At 47.7% G+C, this 17450-nt stretch carries 15 protein-coding genes; 14 read left to right on the top strand and 1 reads right to left on the bottom strand.

Going from position 1 to position 17450, the window contains the following annotated elements; genetic code table 11:
• Positions 1–31 precede the first annotated feature (31 nt).
• The 14 genes from G3M63_RS17155 (at position 32) to G3M63_RS19610 (ending at position 15500) form a co-directional block, all read left to right on the top strand.
• Entirely contained in the window at positions 32–1111 is a 1080-nt protein-coding gene (locus G3M63_RS17155) for a DegT/DnrJ/EryC1/StrS aminotransferase family protein (RefSeq protein ID WP_163983898.1), read from the top strand.
• A 49-nt stretch (positions 1112–1160) separates the two neighbouring features.
• Positions 1161–2612, top strand: coding sequence for a lipopolysaccharide biosynthesis protein (locus G3M63_RS17150; RefSeq protein WP_163983897.1), 1452 nt, complete (start codon positions 1161–1163; stop codon positions 2610–2612).
• Entirely contained in the window at positions 2609–4189 is a 1581-nt protein-coding gene (locus tag G3M63_RS17145; protein ID WP_163983896.1) for an asparagine synthetase B family protein, read from the top strand. Before G3M63_RS17150 ends, G3M63_RS17145 begins: the two co-directional genes overlap by 4 nt.
• Positions 4190–4200: 11 nt before the next feature.
• A complete protein-coding gene (locus tag G3M63_RS17140) occupies positions 4201–4779 on the top strand; it encodes a hypothetical protein (protein WP_163983895.1) in 579 nt (192 codons plus the stop codon).
• 136 nt (positions 4780–4915) lie between these two features.
• Positions 4916–6424, top strand: coding sequence for an AMP-binding protein (locus tag G3M63_RS17135; protein ID WP_163983894.1), 1509 nt, complete (start codon positions 4916–4918; stop codon positions 6422–6424).
• On the top strand, positions 6421–6660 hold the full coding sequence (locus G3M63_RS17130; protein ID WP_163983893.1) for an acyl carrier protein: 240 nt from the start codon (positions 6421–6423) through the stop codon (positions 6658–6660). Before G3M63_RS17135 ends, G3M63_RS17130 begins: the two co-directional genes overlap by 4 nt.
• Positions 6657–7556 (top strand): AAC(3) family N-acetyltransferase, encoded by a 900-nt coding sequence (locus G3M63_RS17125; protein ID WP_163983892.1) that lies wholly within the window; start codon positions 6657–6659, stop codon positions 7554–7556. The genes G3M63_RS17130 and G3M63_RS17125 overlap by 4 nt, the downstream gene beginning before the upstream one ends.
• Before the next feature lie 176 nt (positions 7557–7732).
• Positions 7733–8176 (top strand): hypothetical protein, encoded by a 444-nt coding sequence (locus G3M63_RS17120; protein ID WP_163983891.1) that lies wholly within the window; start codon positions 7733–7735, stop codon positions 8174–8176.
• On the top strand, positions 8151–8519 hold the full coding sequence (locus tag G3M63_RS17115) for a hypothetical protein (protein WP_163983890.1): 369 nt from the start codon (positions 8151–8153) through the stop codon (positions 8517–8519). The genes G3M63_RS17120 and G3M63_RS17115 overlap by 26 nt, the downstream gene beginning before the upstream one ends.
• 4 nt (positions 8520–8523) lie before the next feature.
• Positions 8524–9873, top strand: a complete 1350-nt coding sequence (locus G3M63_RS17110; protein WP_163983889.1) for a polysaccharide deacetylase family protein — start codon at positions 8524–8526, stop codon at positions 9871–9873.
• 95 nt (positions 9874–9968) lie between these two features.
• Positions 9969–11042, top strand: coding sequence for a glycosyltransferase (locus G3M63_RS17105; RefSeq protein ID WP_163983888.1), 1074 nt, complete (start codon positions 9969–9971; stop codon positions 11040–11042).
• 7 nt (positions 11043–11049) lie between these two features.
• The gene (locus G3M63_RS17100) at positions 11050–12387 is read left to right on the top strand and encodes a hypothetical protein (protein WP_163983887.1); all 1338 of its coding nucleotides are present in this window, start codon (positions 11050–11052) and stop codon (positions 12385–12387) included.
• A gap of 524 nt (positions 12388–12911) precedes the next feature.
• Complete coding sequence (locus G3M63_RS17095) at positions 12912–14015, top strand: glycosyltransferase family 4 protein (protein WP_163983886.1); 1104 nt, start codon at positions 12912–12914, stop codon at positions 14013–14015.
• 207 nt (positions 14016–14222) lie between these two features.
• Positions 14223–15500, top strand: coding sequence for an exopolysaccharide biosynthesis polyprenyl glycosylphosphotransferase (locus tag G3M63_RS19610; protein ID WP_256669862.1), 1278 nt, complete (start codon positions 14223–14225; stop codon positions 15498–15500).
• A gap of 463 nt (positions 15501–15963) precedes the next feature.
• Here G3M63_RS19610 and G3M63_RS17085 read toward each other — a convergent pair whose 3' ends face one another.
• Positions 15964–17346 (bottom strand): DUF2235 domain-containing protein, encoded by a 1383-nt coding sequence (locus G3M63_RS17085; RefSeq protein ID WP_218573627.1) that lies wholly within the window; start codon positions 17344–17346, stop codon positions 15964–15966.
• Positions 17347–17450 lie beyond the last annotated feature (104 nt).

Below are 17450 nucleotides of genomic sequence, written 5' to 3'. Positions count from 1 at the left end.
CTGGCCGACTTCGATAGGAAAGAGGTTGTATATGCAGTTTATTGATTTGGCGGCACAGCAGGCGAGAATCAAGGACAAAATTGACGCAGGTATTCAGCGGGTGCTGAGCCACGGCCAATACATCCTAGGTCCGGAAGTAGCCGAGCTGGAAGCAAAGCTGGCGGATTTCGTTGGAGCCAAGCATTGCATTACCGTTGCCAATGGGACCGACGCGTTGCAAATCGCCCAGATGGCCTTTGGCATCGGCCCAGGGGACGAGGTGATTACCCCCGGCTTTACCTACATTGCCACGGCTGAAACCGTCGCATTGCTAGGTGCCAAGCCCGTCTATGTCGATATCCGCCCCAAAACCTACAATCTCGACCCGACCAAGCTGGAATCAGCCATCACGCCCCGTACCAAGGCAATCATCCCGGTCAGTCTCTATGGGCAATGTGCCGACTTCGATGCGATCAACGCGATCGCGAAAAAACACTGCATCCCGGTTATAGAAGATGCCGCGCAAAGCTTCGGTGCGACCTATAAAGGTAAAAAGTCCTGCAACCTGACTACGGTTGCCTGCACCAGCTTCTTCCCCAGCAAACCCCTGGGGTGCTATGGCGACGGCGGCGCGATCTTTACCAATGACGATGAGCTGGCCAAAGTCATGCGCCAGATCGCCCGGCACGGGCAGGACCGGCGTTATCACCATATCCGGGTGGGCGTAAACAGCCGCCTGGATACGTTACAAGCCGCCATTCTTCTGCCGAAGCTGGAGATTTTTGCGGAAGAAGTCCAGCTGCGCAATCAAGTCGCAGAAGGTTACACCCGTCTCCTAAACGACGCAGGCATCACCACCACGCCTTATGTCGAGGCACACAACCTTTCTGCCTGGGCGCAATATACTATCCGCGTCGAAAACCGCGATGCGGTGCAGAAAAAGCTCCAGATAGCCGGCATTCCCACAGCTGTCCACTACCCCATCCCCTTGAATAAACAGCCCGCCGTAGCCAATGCCGCCGCACAGCTGCCAGTGGGGGATGAAGTCGCTGAACAAGTCATGAGCCTGCCGATGCATCCTTATCTAACTCAAGAACAGCAGCAGCAAATTGTTCGAGCTTTGATTGCGTGAGCGCATTACTTACTATTCAGAACGCCTTACAGAACAGTAGTACCCACCCTTGAACCAACTTCTTTCACCTATAAAAAAGCTTTTGCCAAAAAGCGCTTTCGCCCGTGGTGTCGGCGTACTGGTAGGCGGAACGGCAGGTGCCCAGGTGTTAATGGTACTGGCTGCGCCACTGCTGACCCGCTTGTACAGTCCGGAAGATTTTGGTCTTTTAGCTGTCTATGTCGGTCTTCTGTCACTCTTTACTGTGATAGCCAGCCTACGCTATGAGCTGGCAATCCCGTTGCCGAAGAGCCATACAGAAGCGGCTAATGTGCTGGTGCTCAGTCTACTGATGGTGCTACTGATGACCTGCATCGCCGGCCTGATGGTCATGCTTGCCGGGAACCAGTTAGCGCTGGCATTGGATGCTCCCGGCTTGGCCAGTTATTTTTGGTTGCTGCCTATAGGCGTACTGCTCACAGGAATTTATAACGTATTCAACTACTGGGCAATTCGTACAAAGGCCTTCCCAGATATTGCAAAAACCCGTATCAGTCAAACGCTGGCAACTTTGGCAGTGCAATTGCTTGGCTATAAGCTGGGCGGTATTGCGCTGCTGTATGGCCAGGCCGGCGGGCAGGGTGTGGGTAGTTTTCGTTTGGCACGCAGTGCCTTAAAGCACGAAGAGTTCAGAAGCTGGTGTTGGTCTGGCGTTTGGCAAGCAGCCAAGCGTTATAAGCAATTTCCCATGTTTTCCACCTGGTCCGGCTTGTTCAACACCGCGGGCACTCAACTTCCGCCGTTGATGTTCGCTGCTTTCTTCAGTGCTGGAGCGGCTGGTCTTTACGCCCTTGCGCACCGGGTGCTGGCTATGCCCATGTCTGTTCTGGGAGATGCCATTGGCAAAGTGTTTTTTTCTAACGCAGCCGAAGCCTACCGGGAAGGGCGTCTGGCACCACTGGTTGAAAAGGTTCATCGAAAACTGGCTGAAATTGCGATGCCAGCCACACTCTTGCTGGTTATCGGTGCGCCAGAATTGTTTTTCTTTGTGTTCGGGGAAAGCTGGCGTCAAGCCGGTGAGTTTGCCCGCTGGATGGCGCCCTGGCTGTATATGGTGTTTATTACCTCGCCGCTTTCCACGCTGTTTTCTATCATGGAGCGGGAGCGGCAGGGTTTGCTCTTTCAGGCCGGGCTTTTGTCAGTGAGAGTACTGGCGGTTTTTATCGGCGCCAGTCTTTTTGACGATTTGATGCTCACCGTTATGCTGTTCGCAGCGGTCAGCGCCTTGTTCTGGATCGGGTTCCTGCTGTGGGTATGCCTGGCTTCCGGTAATCCCCTAAGCGCCGTCCTTCGCCCGACCTTAACCGCATGTACGCAGGCGATCCTATGCCTGCTTCCCCTTGGGCTTGCACTTCATCTGGCGCCCACAGAGCTATCCTGGCTGATGGCCGGTATCGGCTTCAGCAGTATTCTCTTGGGCGCGTATTACCTGAACATCTTCCGCAAGGCACATACATCGTGACCATCAAACTGCATCTGCCATCGCCGCTGTGGCAAAACAAGCTGGATGGGGCTATTCAACAACGAGGCACGTGCTGGCAGCCGCTGAATAGCCTGCTTGAAGCCAAAACTCCGGAACAAGTCGGCCAAGCCTTGCAAGCGCAAAATGGGTTCTACGCCCTTGTCTGGCAACAGCAGAATAGAACCTACGCAGCCGTGGATCATATACGTTCCATTCCTTTGTTCTACGCACTGAAAGACCAAACCTTTTTTCTTTCTGACGAGGCGGAGTGGGTACGCGAGCAGGTAGGCAATACAAAGATGGACCCACTCGCTAGGGATGAATTCCAGCTTGCCGGCTATGTGACCGGGCAAGATACGCTTTTCCCGGATGTGAAGCAGTTACAGGCCGGCGAGCTGCTATTGGTGGATGAAAAAAACGGCCTACCAGAACTGGCTACCGAGCGCTATTACCGCTTTTTGCATACCGAGCCAGAAAGCTACAACGAAGCCGACCTATACCAGCAACTTGATAAAGCCGCCTTGGCATCTATCGATAACCTGATCCGTTATGCGAATGGTCGGCAAATTGTGATCCCGCTCAGTGGTGGCTATGACTCACGTTTGATTGCCGTACTGCTTAAAGAGGCCAATTATGACAATATCCTGACCTTTACCTATGGTGCCAAAGGTAATAAAGAGGCGGCATACAGCAAAATTGTTGCCGACAACCTCGGCCTTGAATGGCGCTTTGTTGAGTACACAGAAGCACTTTGGCAAGCTGCATGGCAAACAGACGAGCGTAAGCGCTATCAGCTTGAAGGCTCAAACTGGACAAGCTTGGCACATTTGCAAGATTGGCTGGCGGTAAAAATCATGAAAGAGCAAGGTATTGTGGAGAACAATGCTGTGTTTGCGCCTGGGCATAGTGGCGACATGGTTGCTGGCTCGCATATACCCAATTTTATACACGCAGATTTATCTGCGGAATATACCAAGGATGATCTGGTAGAACATTTATTTAATAAGCATTACTGCCTTACTCAACATGAAAATGCTCAGTCTTCAGTGAGTATGTTTAAAGAGAAAATTGAAAAGTCAATCGTTTTGCAAGCTACTTATACTGCACAACAGTTTGCAAATGAATGTGAGAAGCATAACTGGAAAAATCGGCAGTCGAAGTTTATTTTTAACTCAGCACGCGTCTATGAGTTTTTTGATTACGACTGGTGGATTCCATTATGGGATAAAGAGTTTGTTAGATTCTTTGAAGACTTACCTTTATCTTTGAGGAATCATGAGTGGTATACCGAATATGTGCAAAATAAATACCTCGCATACAGTAAAAATATTGCTGAGGCGAATGTAAGTAATGCCTCAGATGCTGGTTTTGCTAAAAGAGTTTCGCAGCTAAATATTATTAAAAAGCTGGGTATCCGGCCTTTGTTGGCAAAGGGTTATAAATTGATAGTAAAACCTAAGTCACTTTTATTGCTTGAATCTGCATATAATAAAAAAGATGTAGAGGAGCTAGAAAGAAAAGGTTATTGCTCAAATGGACGAGTGGCATATTTCTTCCTGAAAGATTTTGGTAGCTAGGTTTTTTAATAATGAAAAAAATATTACGTTTGCCAGTAGTTGCTGCTAGACAAGCTGCTCTTATTTTTCGTGACTTGAAAATGTCTCTTAGACTACCCGCAGTGCAAAGTGAAACTGAAAATGGCATAACCTACCGTGGTATGCACCGTTCAGAATTAACTTCAATTAATAATCTGTATGTATTAATGAATGGCGGCTCAAATATAGCGTTAGCCCGACGCTTCGTCTATTGGCTTGTAGGTAATAAAATAGTTATCGTTGTTAGCAAGAAAGAGCAAGGCGAAGAGAAAATAATCGGCTTAAATATGTTTTATTTTAATAAGAAAGATGTAAGGCAAAATACTATACATGATGGGTTTGTTGGTATAGAACATAGTTTCCAAGGGCTAGGTATTGGCTCTAGGTTAAGGCGTAAAGGTGTTGTGAATTTTGGTGGTACTTATTTAAGTGGTATTTCTTCAAGAATTGATGTTGATAATAAAGCTTCTTTAGCTGTGACATTAAAAGTGGGTGCTGAGCCGGTAGAGCAATACACCGACCCTGTTACTGGTGCGGAAAGGTACTATTTAATTAATTGGTTCGATAAGTAATTTGATTAGTTTATTTTATAGGGCGTGGCATTGAGAGCAATATGGTTAGGGTTATAAGAATGAGAAAGCTAAAGTCAAATAACTTGTTGCTGAATTAAGGATCCATTTTGTTTTGTCAAGGCATAAGGGGTTAGTTATGAATAAGATTTTAAACACCATCTTTGATGACACTAAAATTAATCAAATAGAATATTTTGATGGGCAGTCTGATTTGAGTTCACAGAATGTCTCAAATGCTACTGCTAATTTATTAGAGAAGGTTGTTTCGCATCCATGTGGCCGTCAGCAAGGTGTTTGTATTTTAATGGAGCGAGGCTCGCATTATATTGCTGTAATGATGGCTGCATGGGCAGCTGGTTTTTATGTTGCTCCGCTCAATACAGCTTGGCCGTTACAGAAAACTCTAGATATTATTTCTAGAATTAAGCCTGCTGCAATTATCACCGACAATAAAAATAGCGAAGAGCTAGATACTCGATTTAAAATTATAAATAGTGTGGAGCTGTTCAATCAAAGTGATAGCGTTAATGAGTTCGCAGCTAAGGCACGACCTTTGCGTCCTGCTGACATTGCATATATTATTTTTACTTCGGGTTCGACGGGTGAACCTAAAGGCGTTGTAATATCAGCTGCTTCTTTTCGTTCTTATATTGATTGGACTCGGCGTTATTTCTCTGAATACTCTGCATCTAAGCGTTTATTACTCACATCAGAACTGACGTTTGATATCACCATGGGTGATATTGCTTTTGCTCTAGCCTTTGGTACTAGCATTGGTGTAGCGCGTCATAACACGAATATTCCAAGTGTTTTGGCGATGATTATGAAGTATAAAATTGATGTGCTTTATTCTGTGCCTACAACGCATTTAGCCCTGACAGCGTTTGCGAAACAAAAACGCGGGGCTGATCTTTCCTCTATTAATTTATTGTTATCAGGCGGCGATCGTTTTCCGTGGCAGTTAGTCAACGATTATAAAACTCTTACAGGTGATGCGCATTTTTATAATGTATACGGACCGACTGAAGTCACGATCAATTGTTTTTCTGTGCGGTTAGATAATAAGGAACAGCTTGCGTTAGCGGATAAGCCTGTACCTATAGGTAAGTGCTTTGATTCTTTGGATTTTGTATTACTCAATGATGAGAATCAACCTTGTTCTGAAGGTGAGTTGTGTGTTTCAGGGCCTCAGTTGATGATGGGATACCATGGTGATAGCGAGCTGACTAAATCAGCTTTTACCAATGATCCAAGCCTGTCTTTTATTGATCGTCCTCTATATAAAACAGGTGATCTGGCTTATGTGGATGATGGCTTGGTTTACCTAAAGGGGCGTATCGATGGCTTGGTTAAAATTCGCGGCTATCGTGTACACCCTGATGAGGTGTCTAAAATTATAGATGGTATCAATGGTGTTGATGTCAGTGCTGTTGTTGCTTTCGGTGATCAGTCAGAAGCATCGCTGATTGCTTTTGTTCGTTTAAATAAATGCTCCGAGTTAATAGAAAAAGATATAGACTCGCATGTGCAAAATTTAGTACCGCACTATATGGTGCCAACTCGTTATGTATTTGTTACGGATTTCCCATTAAATCAAAGCGGGAAAATTGATAAAAAAGCGTTAGTAAGGAGTCTTTCAGCGTGAGTGTACAAACCAAGGTTTTAGAGATAATAGCAACAGTGATTAAGCAGCCATTGAATGCTTTAAATGCGGATTCAGGCTTGAGCGTGACTGATAATTGGGATTCTTTGAATCACACGCTCATCGTTTTAGAACTAGAAGAAGCCTTTGATATTGGTTTTGATTTTGATGAGCTAGAAAAGATTATCACTGTCAGTGCAATTGTTAAGTCACTGGAAAGCAAAGGTGTAACTGCATGAGACGTTTTTTCAGACATGCGTTAGCAGTACCAAGCTATTTGGCTGCACGTATTTCTGCATACATGCATCAGCGTTACTGGACATCACCAGAAGTTCAAACGCCATCGAGCGTTACCCTTGAGGAAATACAGAGTTTTCTTGAGAGCTCTGGAATACAGCCCGGCGATACAGTCATGCTGCATTCTGCTTGGGAAGCATTAAATAGCGGCAGTTTTACAGCAGCTGAACTGATTGAAACTATAGTGAGTTACTTAGGCGAGCAGGGGACTTTGGCAATGCCTGCTTTTCCTGATTATAAAAATCAAGTAGAAGGTGCTGTATTTAATGTTAAAAGAACACCTTCAGCAGGCGGAATGCTAACTGAGATATTTCGGCGTTATCCTCATGTTTTGCGTAGCATTAATCTTAATCACTCTGTGTGTGCGTTAGGTGCTAATGCGGAGTATCTAACTAGTGAGCATCATAAAAGTAAAACTTCATGGGATGAATACTCACCGTACTATCGCTTGCGTAATCTTCATAATGCTTGGGTTGTTGGTTTTGGTGTTGGGCATCGACTTAAAATTGCAACTGCCGTCCATTGTGTAGAAAGTGCATTGTGTGAGGACAATGCATATTTTAAAAAATTATTTAAAGATACCGTTTGTTACAGCTATAGAGATGCATCGGGTGTGATAGGTGAGCATTGCTACAAAAAAAGAACAGGCCAGATTTATACGCCAAAGCTTGCTAAGTTTTTTAGTAATGATGAGTTAATTGAGGATGCTAAGGGTGGTTTAGAGCTTTACGCTATTCGTGCAAACACACTCATAGATCGATCAATTGAATTGGGGAAGAAAGGTAAAACAATGTATGTGTGGCCGATACCTTGGCCATGGTTGTTTAAAAAGAAATAAATCCCATGCAAACCCCCGAAACCTACCTCGGTTACCCCGTTTTCTCTGGGAAGGTGCCATCACTCTCGTTTCCATCTTACTGGCTGGTTTACTCATCGCTTTTGTCACCACCTTTTACCTCAAGAAAAAAGACGAGCGCACGCGGGTAACAGGGGTGATTTTGGAAAAGCGGGTTGATGCTCAGCAAGAGTTTTTGCGGTTATGGAAAGCAATACGCAGAAGTTCGGGATGCGCCAACTACAAGCGGCCATGTTACGCGAGATCATCTTAAGCCATGGTATGGCCTTTCCCATGCCCCGAATATTCAATACGCGGACATTTTTTCACCGGTTGAAAAGTTGCGTTTTTTCTTTCATCGCACGGAAAAAACGCTAGAAAAACACAAGCTGTGGCTTGACCTTAAAGTGCGTCACCATACTCCGCGGATGCAGGCTTACTTTGCCACGATTAACGCCTTGCTGGTGTCATTCAACCGCGTCCCGCTGCCTGATGGGGTTGAGCTAAGTGAAGAGGATTTTACCAAGTTGGGTGATCAGTTATTGCCCATACTCGGCGCGGTACTGGATGAAGAGTTCAATTGTTTAGGACTTAGAAGTGTTGATGGTTGGCTCGATTTATAAGCGTGATTTAAGCCGGCCCAAGCACGGACTGTTCGCCAAAAGAAATGCCAGTAAAGAAGTGAAGCGCGTCGAGAAGTTTTTGTATCAGGAATCACTGCTGGTCAGATATATTCGCATCATGCCCATCCTGACCGTCCAGCTGCTGCAGGCGTACAAGCGCATAGACATCAGCGTAGTCACTGCAATGGATACTACATGGGTGTTGCCAGTACTTCAGTGGCTGACAAGGCGCGGAGTTTTGTGTGAGTGGGTTAGTGAGCCATGTAACCAACTAAAAAACAATAAAGTAAGATTTCTTTTCGTGGTTTTATTAGTAGCTGACAGTCCCCATCAAAGGTTTTAATTTCATGCATCAATTTTCTACCTCTGCTCTTTTTTGGCTTACATCTATCTTAGACGAACGCTTCGGCCACGCCTTTACCCTGGCTCAAGAAGCCGAGGCCCTGGTGCTCACCCTACAGAGCAGTGAAGGCAGTATTCGCTTCGACCGATTACAAGCGGTGTTTCACCAATCACGCTCCGTTTTTCCGTGTCACCAATGGGATGCTCCAGCAGAAGGTTACACCGCTCCCATAGACGATTGGCTGCCAGCACCGTCCGAAACAGGTTTGCCCAGCCCGCTGATTGAAATAAGTGATAACGGAGCAGTAATCCATTACGACATCCTGGGCTTGGCCTACTGGATGCTGACCCGTCTTGAGGAAGTAGGGCGCTCGGACTTGGACGACCACCAGCGCTTTCCTGCCATATCATCACACGCGTTCAAGCATGATTATCTCGAGCGTCCCATAGTAGATGAATGGCTGCATATACTCGGGCAAGTCATACAGCGCCAATGGCCAGGGCTCACGTTAAAACAGCACCAGTTCTCCATGAAAGTCTCCCACGACGTAGATGGCCCGAGCCGTTATGGATTCTGTAGCGCCAAAAGCCTGGTCCGAGGAATGGCTGGAGATGTGCTGAAACGAGGCGACTTCAAAAGCGCAGCGCTGGCCCCATGGATCAGAATCAACAGCCGGCACAGATTACACCCAGCCGATCCCGCGAACACCTTCGACTGGATCATGGACCAATCCGAAAAACATGGCCTGACCAGCGCCTTCTACTTCATCTGCGGACGAACCGACCCCAGCAGAGACGCAGACTACGAACCAGAACACCCAGCCATACGAGAGCTGATGCGCCGCATCCACCAGCGCGGTCATGAAATAGGATTGCATCCCAGCTACAACACCTACCAAAACCCGCAAGCCATAGTCACCGAAGCAAATCGCCTTAGAAAAGCGATGAGCGAAGAAGGCATAAAGCAACAGGATTTTGGTGGCCGTATGCACTATCTACGCTGGGAACACCCAACCACCATGCTCGGGTGGGAGCTTGCTGGGATGACATATGACAGCACCCTGAGCTACGCCGACCGTCCGGGGTTTCGTTGCGGTACATGTTTCGAGTACCCGGCTTTCGATCCTGCCGAAGGCGAAACATTAAGACTGCGAATCAGGCCTTTGATTGCTATGGAGTGCACAGTGATGGCGGAGCGGTATTTGGGGCTAGGAGCAGGTGAAGTAGCTTTCGAGAAATTTGAACTGTTGAAGCAGCGGTGCCGCGCTGTGCAAGGGTGTTTTACGCTGTTGTGGCATAACTCGCAGTTTAATGACAAGCCTGAAAGAGCGCTGTATCAGCGTATTTTTGGTTAAGTACAGGCGCTGTCTCCTGAGTATTCCTGTTCTCCCATCTGGCGGCCTAGCACAGAATTCCCCGTGTTGCCCGCACGCTTTAATAGGTTTTGTCAGTGCAAAAAAAAATCTTTAGTTACTTCGCTTTGGTTGATCGCGCCAGGTCGCCTGGTGTGGCAAGAAAAATCGATAATACCGTCCTGGCAGCAGCGCATCTGGGTCTCGTTTCTAAAGGAAATGTCTTTCCAACAAGCAGGTCCGGTGTGATTAAATTCATTGTTTCGCTGATAAAAGAAGACGCAGACATTATCATGATCCGTTTTTCGGACCTGGTTTTCCCAGTTCTATTTTTGGTTATGGTCACCCATAGAGTTCGGGGGCATGTAGTTATTATAGACGTTCCGACACCTAGAATTATTGGATTAAAAGAAATCGACGCTACGACCAAAAACAAGATGAAAGGCCTTTTCAGAAAAATTTGGAGCTACTGTTCAGGCGGCTGGGTGCTTTACCCTGCAAGCCTGGTTATCCAGTATGCAGCGGAAGGGGCATGGTTTTCGTTAGGGGTTTCAGGTAAAACCTTAAAAATTGGAAACGGAATTGCTATTGATGACAATATTCCTTTAGTGAAAAACGTCTGGCCTGACGATAATCTGCGGCTTATCGGCGTGGCCCAACTTGCTAGCTGGCATGGTTATGACAGATTAATCAATGCGCTTGCTGTATTGAAAGAAAAATACGGTTTCGACAGTGTCCAGTTAACCCTTGTGGGCGATGGTGACGAGCTACAGAAGTTAAAAAGGTTGGTGGAAAATCTTGGCTTGCGTGACCAAGTCTCATTCACTGGAATGTTAAGAGGAGATGAGCTTGATCGTGCATTTTGCGGTGCTCATATAGGCATTTCCAGTCTTGGGCTCTATAGAAAAGGTTTGAATGAGGCCTCTGACCTGAAAACGCGCGAATATATCGCCAGAGGGCTACCGGTAATCGGTGTCGGTAAGGACCCGGATTTCGAAGAAAATTCACCTTTTAGATTTGTCGTGTCGAATGATGATAGCGTCGAAAGCTTGGTTGAGCTGCTTTACAGTCTCAAAGGACGCGAGTTGCCATGCAAGGAATCAGTAAGACGGTTTGCGGAAGAAAACCTTTCCCTCGTAGGAAAGCTGTCGATGATCCTCGGGTTAAGGTAAATATAAAGTGCTAGATAGTGTTTTCATACTATTTTCTATTTTGATTCTTTTTGGCGTGGCGCTGCCCTATGCTAAGGGGACAATAATATCAGCGAGCGAAGGATACTCTAGTATCTGGTCGTTTATTTTCTATAAGGAAGTGGCGCTGATATTTATGCCGCTTGTCCTTCTCTCGATTTACCCTGTCAGCAGCTTCTCCGGTTTGATGATGGTGGAGCAGGGTTTGGTGTTTCAAATCTCGCTTTGGGTGATTTACTCTTTCGCCGTTTACTTCGTTCTGCTTATATTCCTTTTACGCTATTTGTTCAAAAGAGCAGCGCTGGAGGTGGCTGGCAGTGACATGGTTAGTTCGGCTGGCCGAAGTAAGATTTCCCTATTCTCGATTTCATCTATAGTTGCTGGGGCTTCGTTGTTGCTCGTAGCCATTTCGTTTCTTGGGTACGAGCATGCTTTTTTTGTATCTCTGATTACAGGAAAGAACCTGTTGCATGTAAGATTAGAGAATACTTATGCCAGCTCTCTGCCTAGCCAAATAAGCTATGTGGTGGGGTTTTCATGCTGGGTTTCAGCAATATTTGCAGCATATCTACTTTTTTTAAGAAATAAACTTGGCTGCCTTGTTGTTTTCGTCGTGGGCTTCGTTTTGGCGACCGCTGGGGGAGCTAAAGGACCGGCGATTAATTATGTGATCCTGTTTGTAATGGCATACATGTTTTTCTTTCGACCCAAAGTATCGGTTGTTAAATTTTCAATTATGTTTCCGATATATGCAGCCTTGATCAGTAGTCTCATGTTTTATGTGGTTTCCCTGCAAGTACCGGATCTTGATCTTCAACGCTTCTGGCAATACTTGGTTAGCAGGCTTGGTGTAGGGCAGATGGCTGGGGTCTATGAAACGCTCTCTATTGAATTTCAAAATCCTGAATACGCTTGGCACACGATCCCGTTCGCGAGCTTTTTTGTTGACTACCCGATTTTTTCCAAAGAACTCATGTTGTTTACCGAAGGGAGGGATTATTCGGCAACGGGCGTTAAGAACTCATTATTCATTGCAGAGGCGTTTGGTATAGGTGGGTATTTATTGATGGCGATTTCTCCGTTTATAATGGCGTTCGCTTATCTGATAAGAAGTTTTATACTTTTTTATGCTCTTCGATGGTTTTTTGGGGATATTGTCGCGAAGATATACGTTCTTCCGATATTGTTTTTGTCAACGACATTGACAGGAGACTTTTCATCTTTTGTTTTTCAGAAGGGAACTATATTGCTTTTTCTCGCGTTAGGGCTCGTTTTTGTTACCAAAATATTAATCAGTCCTTTCGTTAAATTCTTTCGTTTCGCTTAACTGTATGAAACGGCTGCGAGCTGGGGGTTACGGCGGCGAATATACATCGGTGGTAGCGGAGTTTTGTTCGGTAGATACCGCGAACAGGTTTTTACGTGTATCCCGCTTGAAAACTTGTGGGGCAGAATAAGGAAGGTCTTCGGTTCGGACGCAATACATGACGTCTATTGTTGTCCTGAAATACACTTTTAACTACTGATGAGCGGTTCGCGTTGACGCCGATGCGGCATTTAAGATCGAGTCCCCATTTAAATCGGTCGCCAGCTGTACCGGCGCCCCACCATCCTCAGTCGCGAGCTGGGATTCCATGGTGCGTTTTTTCGCAAACTGACCAATCCTTTCCATCGCTTCCATGCTTCTCTGCTCGATTCCATTCTAGCGCAGAAATAGTTGGTGTCTTACTGACAAAAATAGTTTTTTGGGCCCGGTGCACGGGAGCAGGCCGACCAGCAGATTGTTTTAGAAAATTTTACGAGCCGCATCGGCTGTTTTCGAGATGACGGTGTCTTGATATAGGGTTTAGCATGAAAATTGTGTATGTAGTTACTCGCTCCGACGAAATAGGCGGGGCGAGCGTTCACGTTCTAGATCTTGCAGACGGCATGCGCAGAAAAGGACATGATGTTTGGATATTAGCTGGAGGTTCCGGGGTCGTCAGTGAGATAGCTGCCAAGCGCGGGGTTGACTATATAAGCTTGAATTGCATGAAAAGGGATGTCGATCCGGTTAAGGACGTTCGTGGTATTTTTGAATTGCGGAAAATGATAGTCAAGATTGCTCCGGATATCGTTCATCTCCATTCTTCAAAAGCGGGTGTGCTAGGACGACTGTCCTGTATTGGGCTACCAGTGGGAGTTGTATTTACGGCGCATGGCTGGGCTTTCACGGAGGGGGTTTCTGCAAGAAGGCGCTGGTTTTACACGGAAGTTGAACGATTTATGGCTCGCTTCACGAATAGAATAATCACCGTATCAAACTACGATATGGACTTGGCGCTTAAGCTGAAGGTTTGCGATGCGTCCTTGGTATCTAGCGTACACAACGGAATACCTGACCTGCAAATCAATACGGAAATTTCCGAAGCGAATAATGATGTTAGGCTCATCATGGTCGCGCGCTTCGCTGAGCAAAAAAACCAGCGGGCATTATTGCAAGCGCTGTCGCACTTAAATGAGCTGAACTGGACGCTTGAACTAGTGGGGGATGGCCCATTACTACAAGATGTTCAGGATCTGGCTCGCGAGTTAGGATTGTCAGAAAAGGTTTATTTTGCCGGTGCGTGCTCCGATGTACACAATCGTTTGCTCGCGTCTGATGTTTTTCTTCTGGTTTCTGACTGGGAAGGGCTTCCTCTTGTTATTCTGGAGGCGATGAGGGCAGGTCTGCCTGTTATCGCGTCCAGGGTAGGGGGAGTTCCTGAAGCGATTGACCATGGGGAAACTGGTTTTGTAGTGGATCGTAATGATCAGCAAGGCCTAGTCCGTGTTCTGCGGAGAATGTTGGAATCCCCGGAGTTGAGGCAGCAGATGGGGTTGAAAGGGAGAGAAAAGTTTAATAGGGAGTTCGTTTTCGAAGATATGCTAGAAAGGACGATGTTAGTTTATTCGGCTGTGCTAGCTCAAGAATGATAGGTATATTGGTTTTTGAATAATTTTGTCGACAAAATTAACAATAGCGCTCATGCACGAGTGAATGCTGTTCAGCTGCATCGCAGCGTCTCGTGATTAACACGCTATCGTGTTTGGTGCAAATTGAAAGGTTTTTGTCTTTTGTCGACAAGTTGGTTCTGGATTCCAGCGACAAACTAATGCAATACGCAAATTAAGGATGTATTTGTGGATATTCTATTACAAAGACGACATTCACGTTGGTATGAAAGGGTCATTTTCAGTGGCGCTTTTCAGGCGCTGGTTGGTTTAATCCTGGTTTCTCTAGTTCCGCTCTGGTTTCTTCGAGATGAATGGCTTAACTCGCGTCCGCAGGATCTGATACTAGATACCTGGATTGCATGTTCAGCCGTTTTCTGCTTGCTGTGGATTGGGCTCAGACGCATGCAGCGGTACGCATCTCGTCAAACTCGGGCCGACATTGTTGCGACGATCGCTCTGAGCTATGCGCTATTGTTCGTTCTGCTTATTGCTCTAGAGCAAGAGCGAGCTGTACAGCTTGTTGCTGGCTCCTTTTTCGTGGCTGCAGCCTGGGGGCTGGGTCGGCATGCGCTTCGAGCGCGTTTCAGAAAACCAAAGTACGCGATTGTACCCTTTGGACGGGCGTTGGGGTTGGACGGTGGTAAGGGCGTCAGCAAGACGCTATTGACCATGCCGGACTTAACTGGCAGGCGCTACGATGGAGTAGTGGCTGACCTGCATGCGCCGGATTTGCCCCCAGTGTGGGAGCGGTTTTTAGCGCACTGCACGATGGCCCGTATTCCTGTTTACCATTACAAACAGGTTGATGAATCCCTTACTGGCCGGGTAAAGATCGATCACCTGGCGGAGAATGAGTTTGGGGCTCTTCTTCCTTCGCCGGGCTATGAGGTGGTAAAGCGACTAATAGATGTGAGCGTCGTCTTGATCACTTCGCCAGTGTGGCTGCCTGTCATGCTTGTGACAGGGTTAATCGTCAAGCTGGAGAGTGACGGGCCTATGTTCTTCATCCAGGACAGGGTGGGGCAGGGCAATCGTAATTTCAGAGTGTATAAGCTGCGTAGCATGTGCGCGGATTCAGAGAAAAACGGCGCGCAATTTGCCCAGGCTAATGACATGCGTATCACCGGGTTTGGAAGGTTTATCCGGAAGACCCGGTTGGATGAGCTACCGCAGTTTCTCAATGTGCTCAGGGGTGACATGAGCCTGATAGGCCCGCGCCCTGAACAACGGTTCTTCGTAAATCAGTTTGAGGAACACATACCCTTTTATACGTATCGCCACGTGGTTAAACCTGGCATTACTGGCTGGGCCCAGGTTGTCCATGGCTATGCTGCGGACGCTGAAGACACTCAGATCAAGATCGAGCATGATTTTTATTACATCAAGCATTTCTCTATTTGGCTTGATGTGCTCATAGTGTACAAGACGATCCGAACGGTGCTAACAGGCTTTGGTGCTCGCTGATACGTCTTATGCGTTTTCGCTTCTTGCTCCTGGAATAAGCGGCATCGCTATTTACATTGGGGATTCGTGGGCGGGCCCCGCCCCGTCCTCAACAACATGAAGCTCAGAAGTTGAGGATGCAAGGCGGAACCGGCGGTATCTGCGGTTTCGGTGTTTATCGGACTGTTGATCGCCGTCTGCTTGCATTGATTGCGGTTTCTGAACACGAGACCTGAGAGGGTCGAGCACTAGGTCGTGTCAAGATCACCTGGATGCCTGTTCTCACTATTGCAGCGCGGGGGCGGGCTGGGTTGGCTTGAGGCTTTGAACCCGGATAGATAGTATTGGCTGTCCTTCGGCCAGCGTCGCGCCGGGGGCGGCCCTCCTACGGGGTTGGCGTAGTTCTGCAGGTATTGTGGGTTGGATTAATGATCATCTGCCCCTGTTCTTGCAACCATGGGATTGGGCTCCATTTGACGGGATTTTAATCTCCGGTGGGCCAGGGGGCTTGCTCGGGAGCGATCAGTTCGCCATCCCACCCGACTACGGGAACCGTTGCCGCAGCAGGATGAGCGCGTATCTGTTTAATGACTTCGGTCAGGTTTGGGGGCCGATAGGGTGTAGGGGGTATTGGCCTGCGCTCCGGGGCGTCATGTTCGACGTGTTTCAGTTGCCAGCGCTGCAAAGCAGAGATATGCAAACGTTCATTGACGGTTTGCTCGCCTTCCTTGGGTATGTTGCGGCGGCTATGTAGCGGGTTGACGTTATTTCGGATCAACCCGTCTATTTTGCCGGTTGCTGGGGTAAGGACATTGCAGATGGTTCGCAGATACGGAAAGGTATTGCTGAGCATTGCGCGATACAGCAGGGTTCTGCTTTCGATGCCTTTACCCTTTATACAGTCCTCTATCGTTCGGCTGGCGGGGTCAAGAACTACATCGGCAAGTTCCAGGTTCGTATGTGCCCTCAGGCGTTTGATCATCCAGTCCAGGGTAATATCCGAAAGTCGGCTGTCTGCATAGGATCCGCCTATATTCGAGTGGACACCGGGAAACCAGACTTGCTCGACCACCTGCCCAGGCGGGAGCGGTTCGTTTATGGGTTTTTCCCATAGGGTCGGTGGGAAGGCGGCACGTTTTTCGTCGATGGCCAGGGCGTGCAGGGCTACCTGAACATGCGGCCCCAGATGCACGTCATGGAAGTACCAGCGGGAAGAAAAGGACTTGTGTCTTGCCCAGTCTCCTGGGATGCCCAATGACCCAACGGTGTCCCATACGCCAATGCATTTGATGCTTACCTGTTCATGCCTTTGGATGGCTGGAATCCGGGCAATACCGTTTCGCTTGTGCTCTGCTTCTGTATCCGAACGGCGAATGTCCAATAGCTGGTCGAGCTGTCTGCCAAGGCAGGACGGGTGTAATACGCCAGCAAGATCGACCAGCCCTGCCAGGCTACGGGCGGTATAGGCGCCTCTGGAGAATCCAAAGATATAGATTTCGTCGCCGGGCTGGTAGTTGTTACCGAGAAAGCGGTATCCGTCGATGACGTTTGCATCCAGCCCGGCACCGCTGAAGCCGCCGACAATCTTTTCACCCCGGCTGGTGCCGACCCCACGGTCGTAGTAGACGATCTGGCTGATGCCGTCGGATGAGACGGCGGGAATAGAGCGCAGTAGCTTGACGACGTTGGTTATCGTGTCGCTCTTGTCGTTGGAGTTCCAGGTGCCATCCAGGCACAAAACGAGTCGGCGTTTCATCATGACCTGCTCCTTGGTGTCGATGCCACAATCAAGATGCCTATCGGTGGCGGTAGTGACAACATTGGGTGGCAGGTTTGAGAACGGTGTCGTGTTGGGAGAGGTATGCATTCACAAACCTTGGCGTAGCGCAGGCGCGCTACGCCTCCGGACGCGCTAAGCACTCGGGGTTCTGGGAAGTTCGAGCACCAGCTCGTACCAAGGTTTTTCTTAAG

The organism is Pseudomonas sp. OIL-1, assembly GCF_010669185.1.
In the GTDB taxonomy this organism is placed as follows: Bacteria; Pseudomonadota; Gammaproteobacteria; order Pseudomonadales; family Pseudomonadaceae; genus Halopseudomonas; species Halopseudomonas profundi.
This window is presented reverse-complemented; position numbering and strand designations above follow the sequence as displayed.

Coding starts and splice junctions, on each gene's coding strand:
- G3M63_RS17155 (WP_163983898.1), top strand. CDS start 32: ATGCAGTTTATTGATTTGGCGGCACAGCAGGCGAGAATCAAGGACAAA.
- G3M63_RS17140 (WP_163983895.1), top strand. CDS start 4,201: ATGAAAAAAATATTACGTTTGCCAGTAGTTGCTGCTAGACAAGCTGCT.
- G3M63_RS17135 (WP_163983894.1), top strand. CDS start 4,916: ATGAATAAGATTTTAAACACCATCTTTGATGACACTAAAATTAATCAA.
- G3M63_RS17125 (WP_163983892.1), top strand. CDS start 6,657: ATGAGACGTTTTTTCAGACATGCGTTAGCAGTACCAAGCTATTTGGCT.
- G3M63_RS17120 (WP_163983891.1), top strand. CDS start 7,733: ATGCTCAGCAAGAGTTTTTGCGGTTATGGAAAGCAATACGCAGAAGTT.
- G3M63_RS17110 (WP_163983889.1), top strand. CDS start 8,524: ATGCATCAATTTTCTACCTCTGCTCTTTTTTGGCTTACATCTATCTTA.
- G3M63_RS17095 (WP_163983886.1), top strand. CDS start 12,912: ATGAAAATTGTGTATGTAGTTACTCGCTCCGACGAAATAGGCGGGGCG.
- G3M63_RS17085 (WP_218573627.1), bottom strand. CDS start 17,346: ATGCATACCTCTCCCAACACGACACCGTTCTCAAACCTGCCACCCAAT.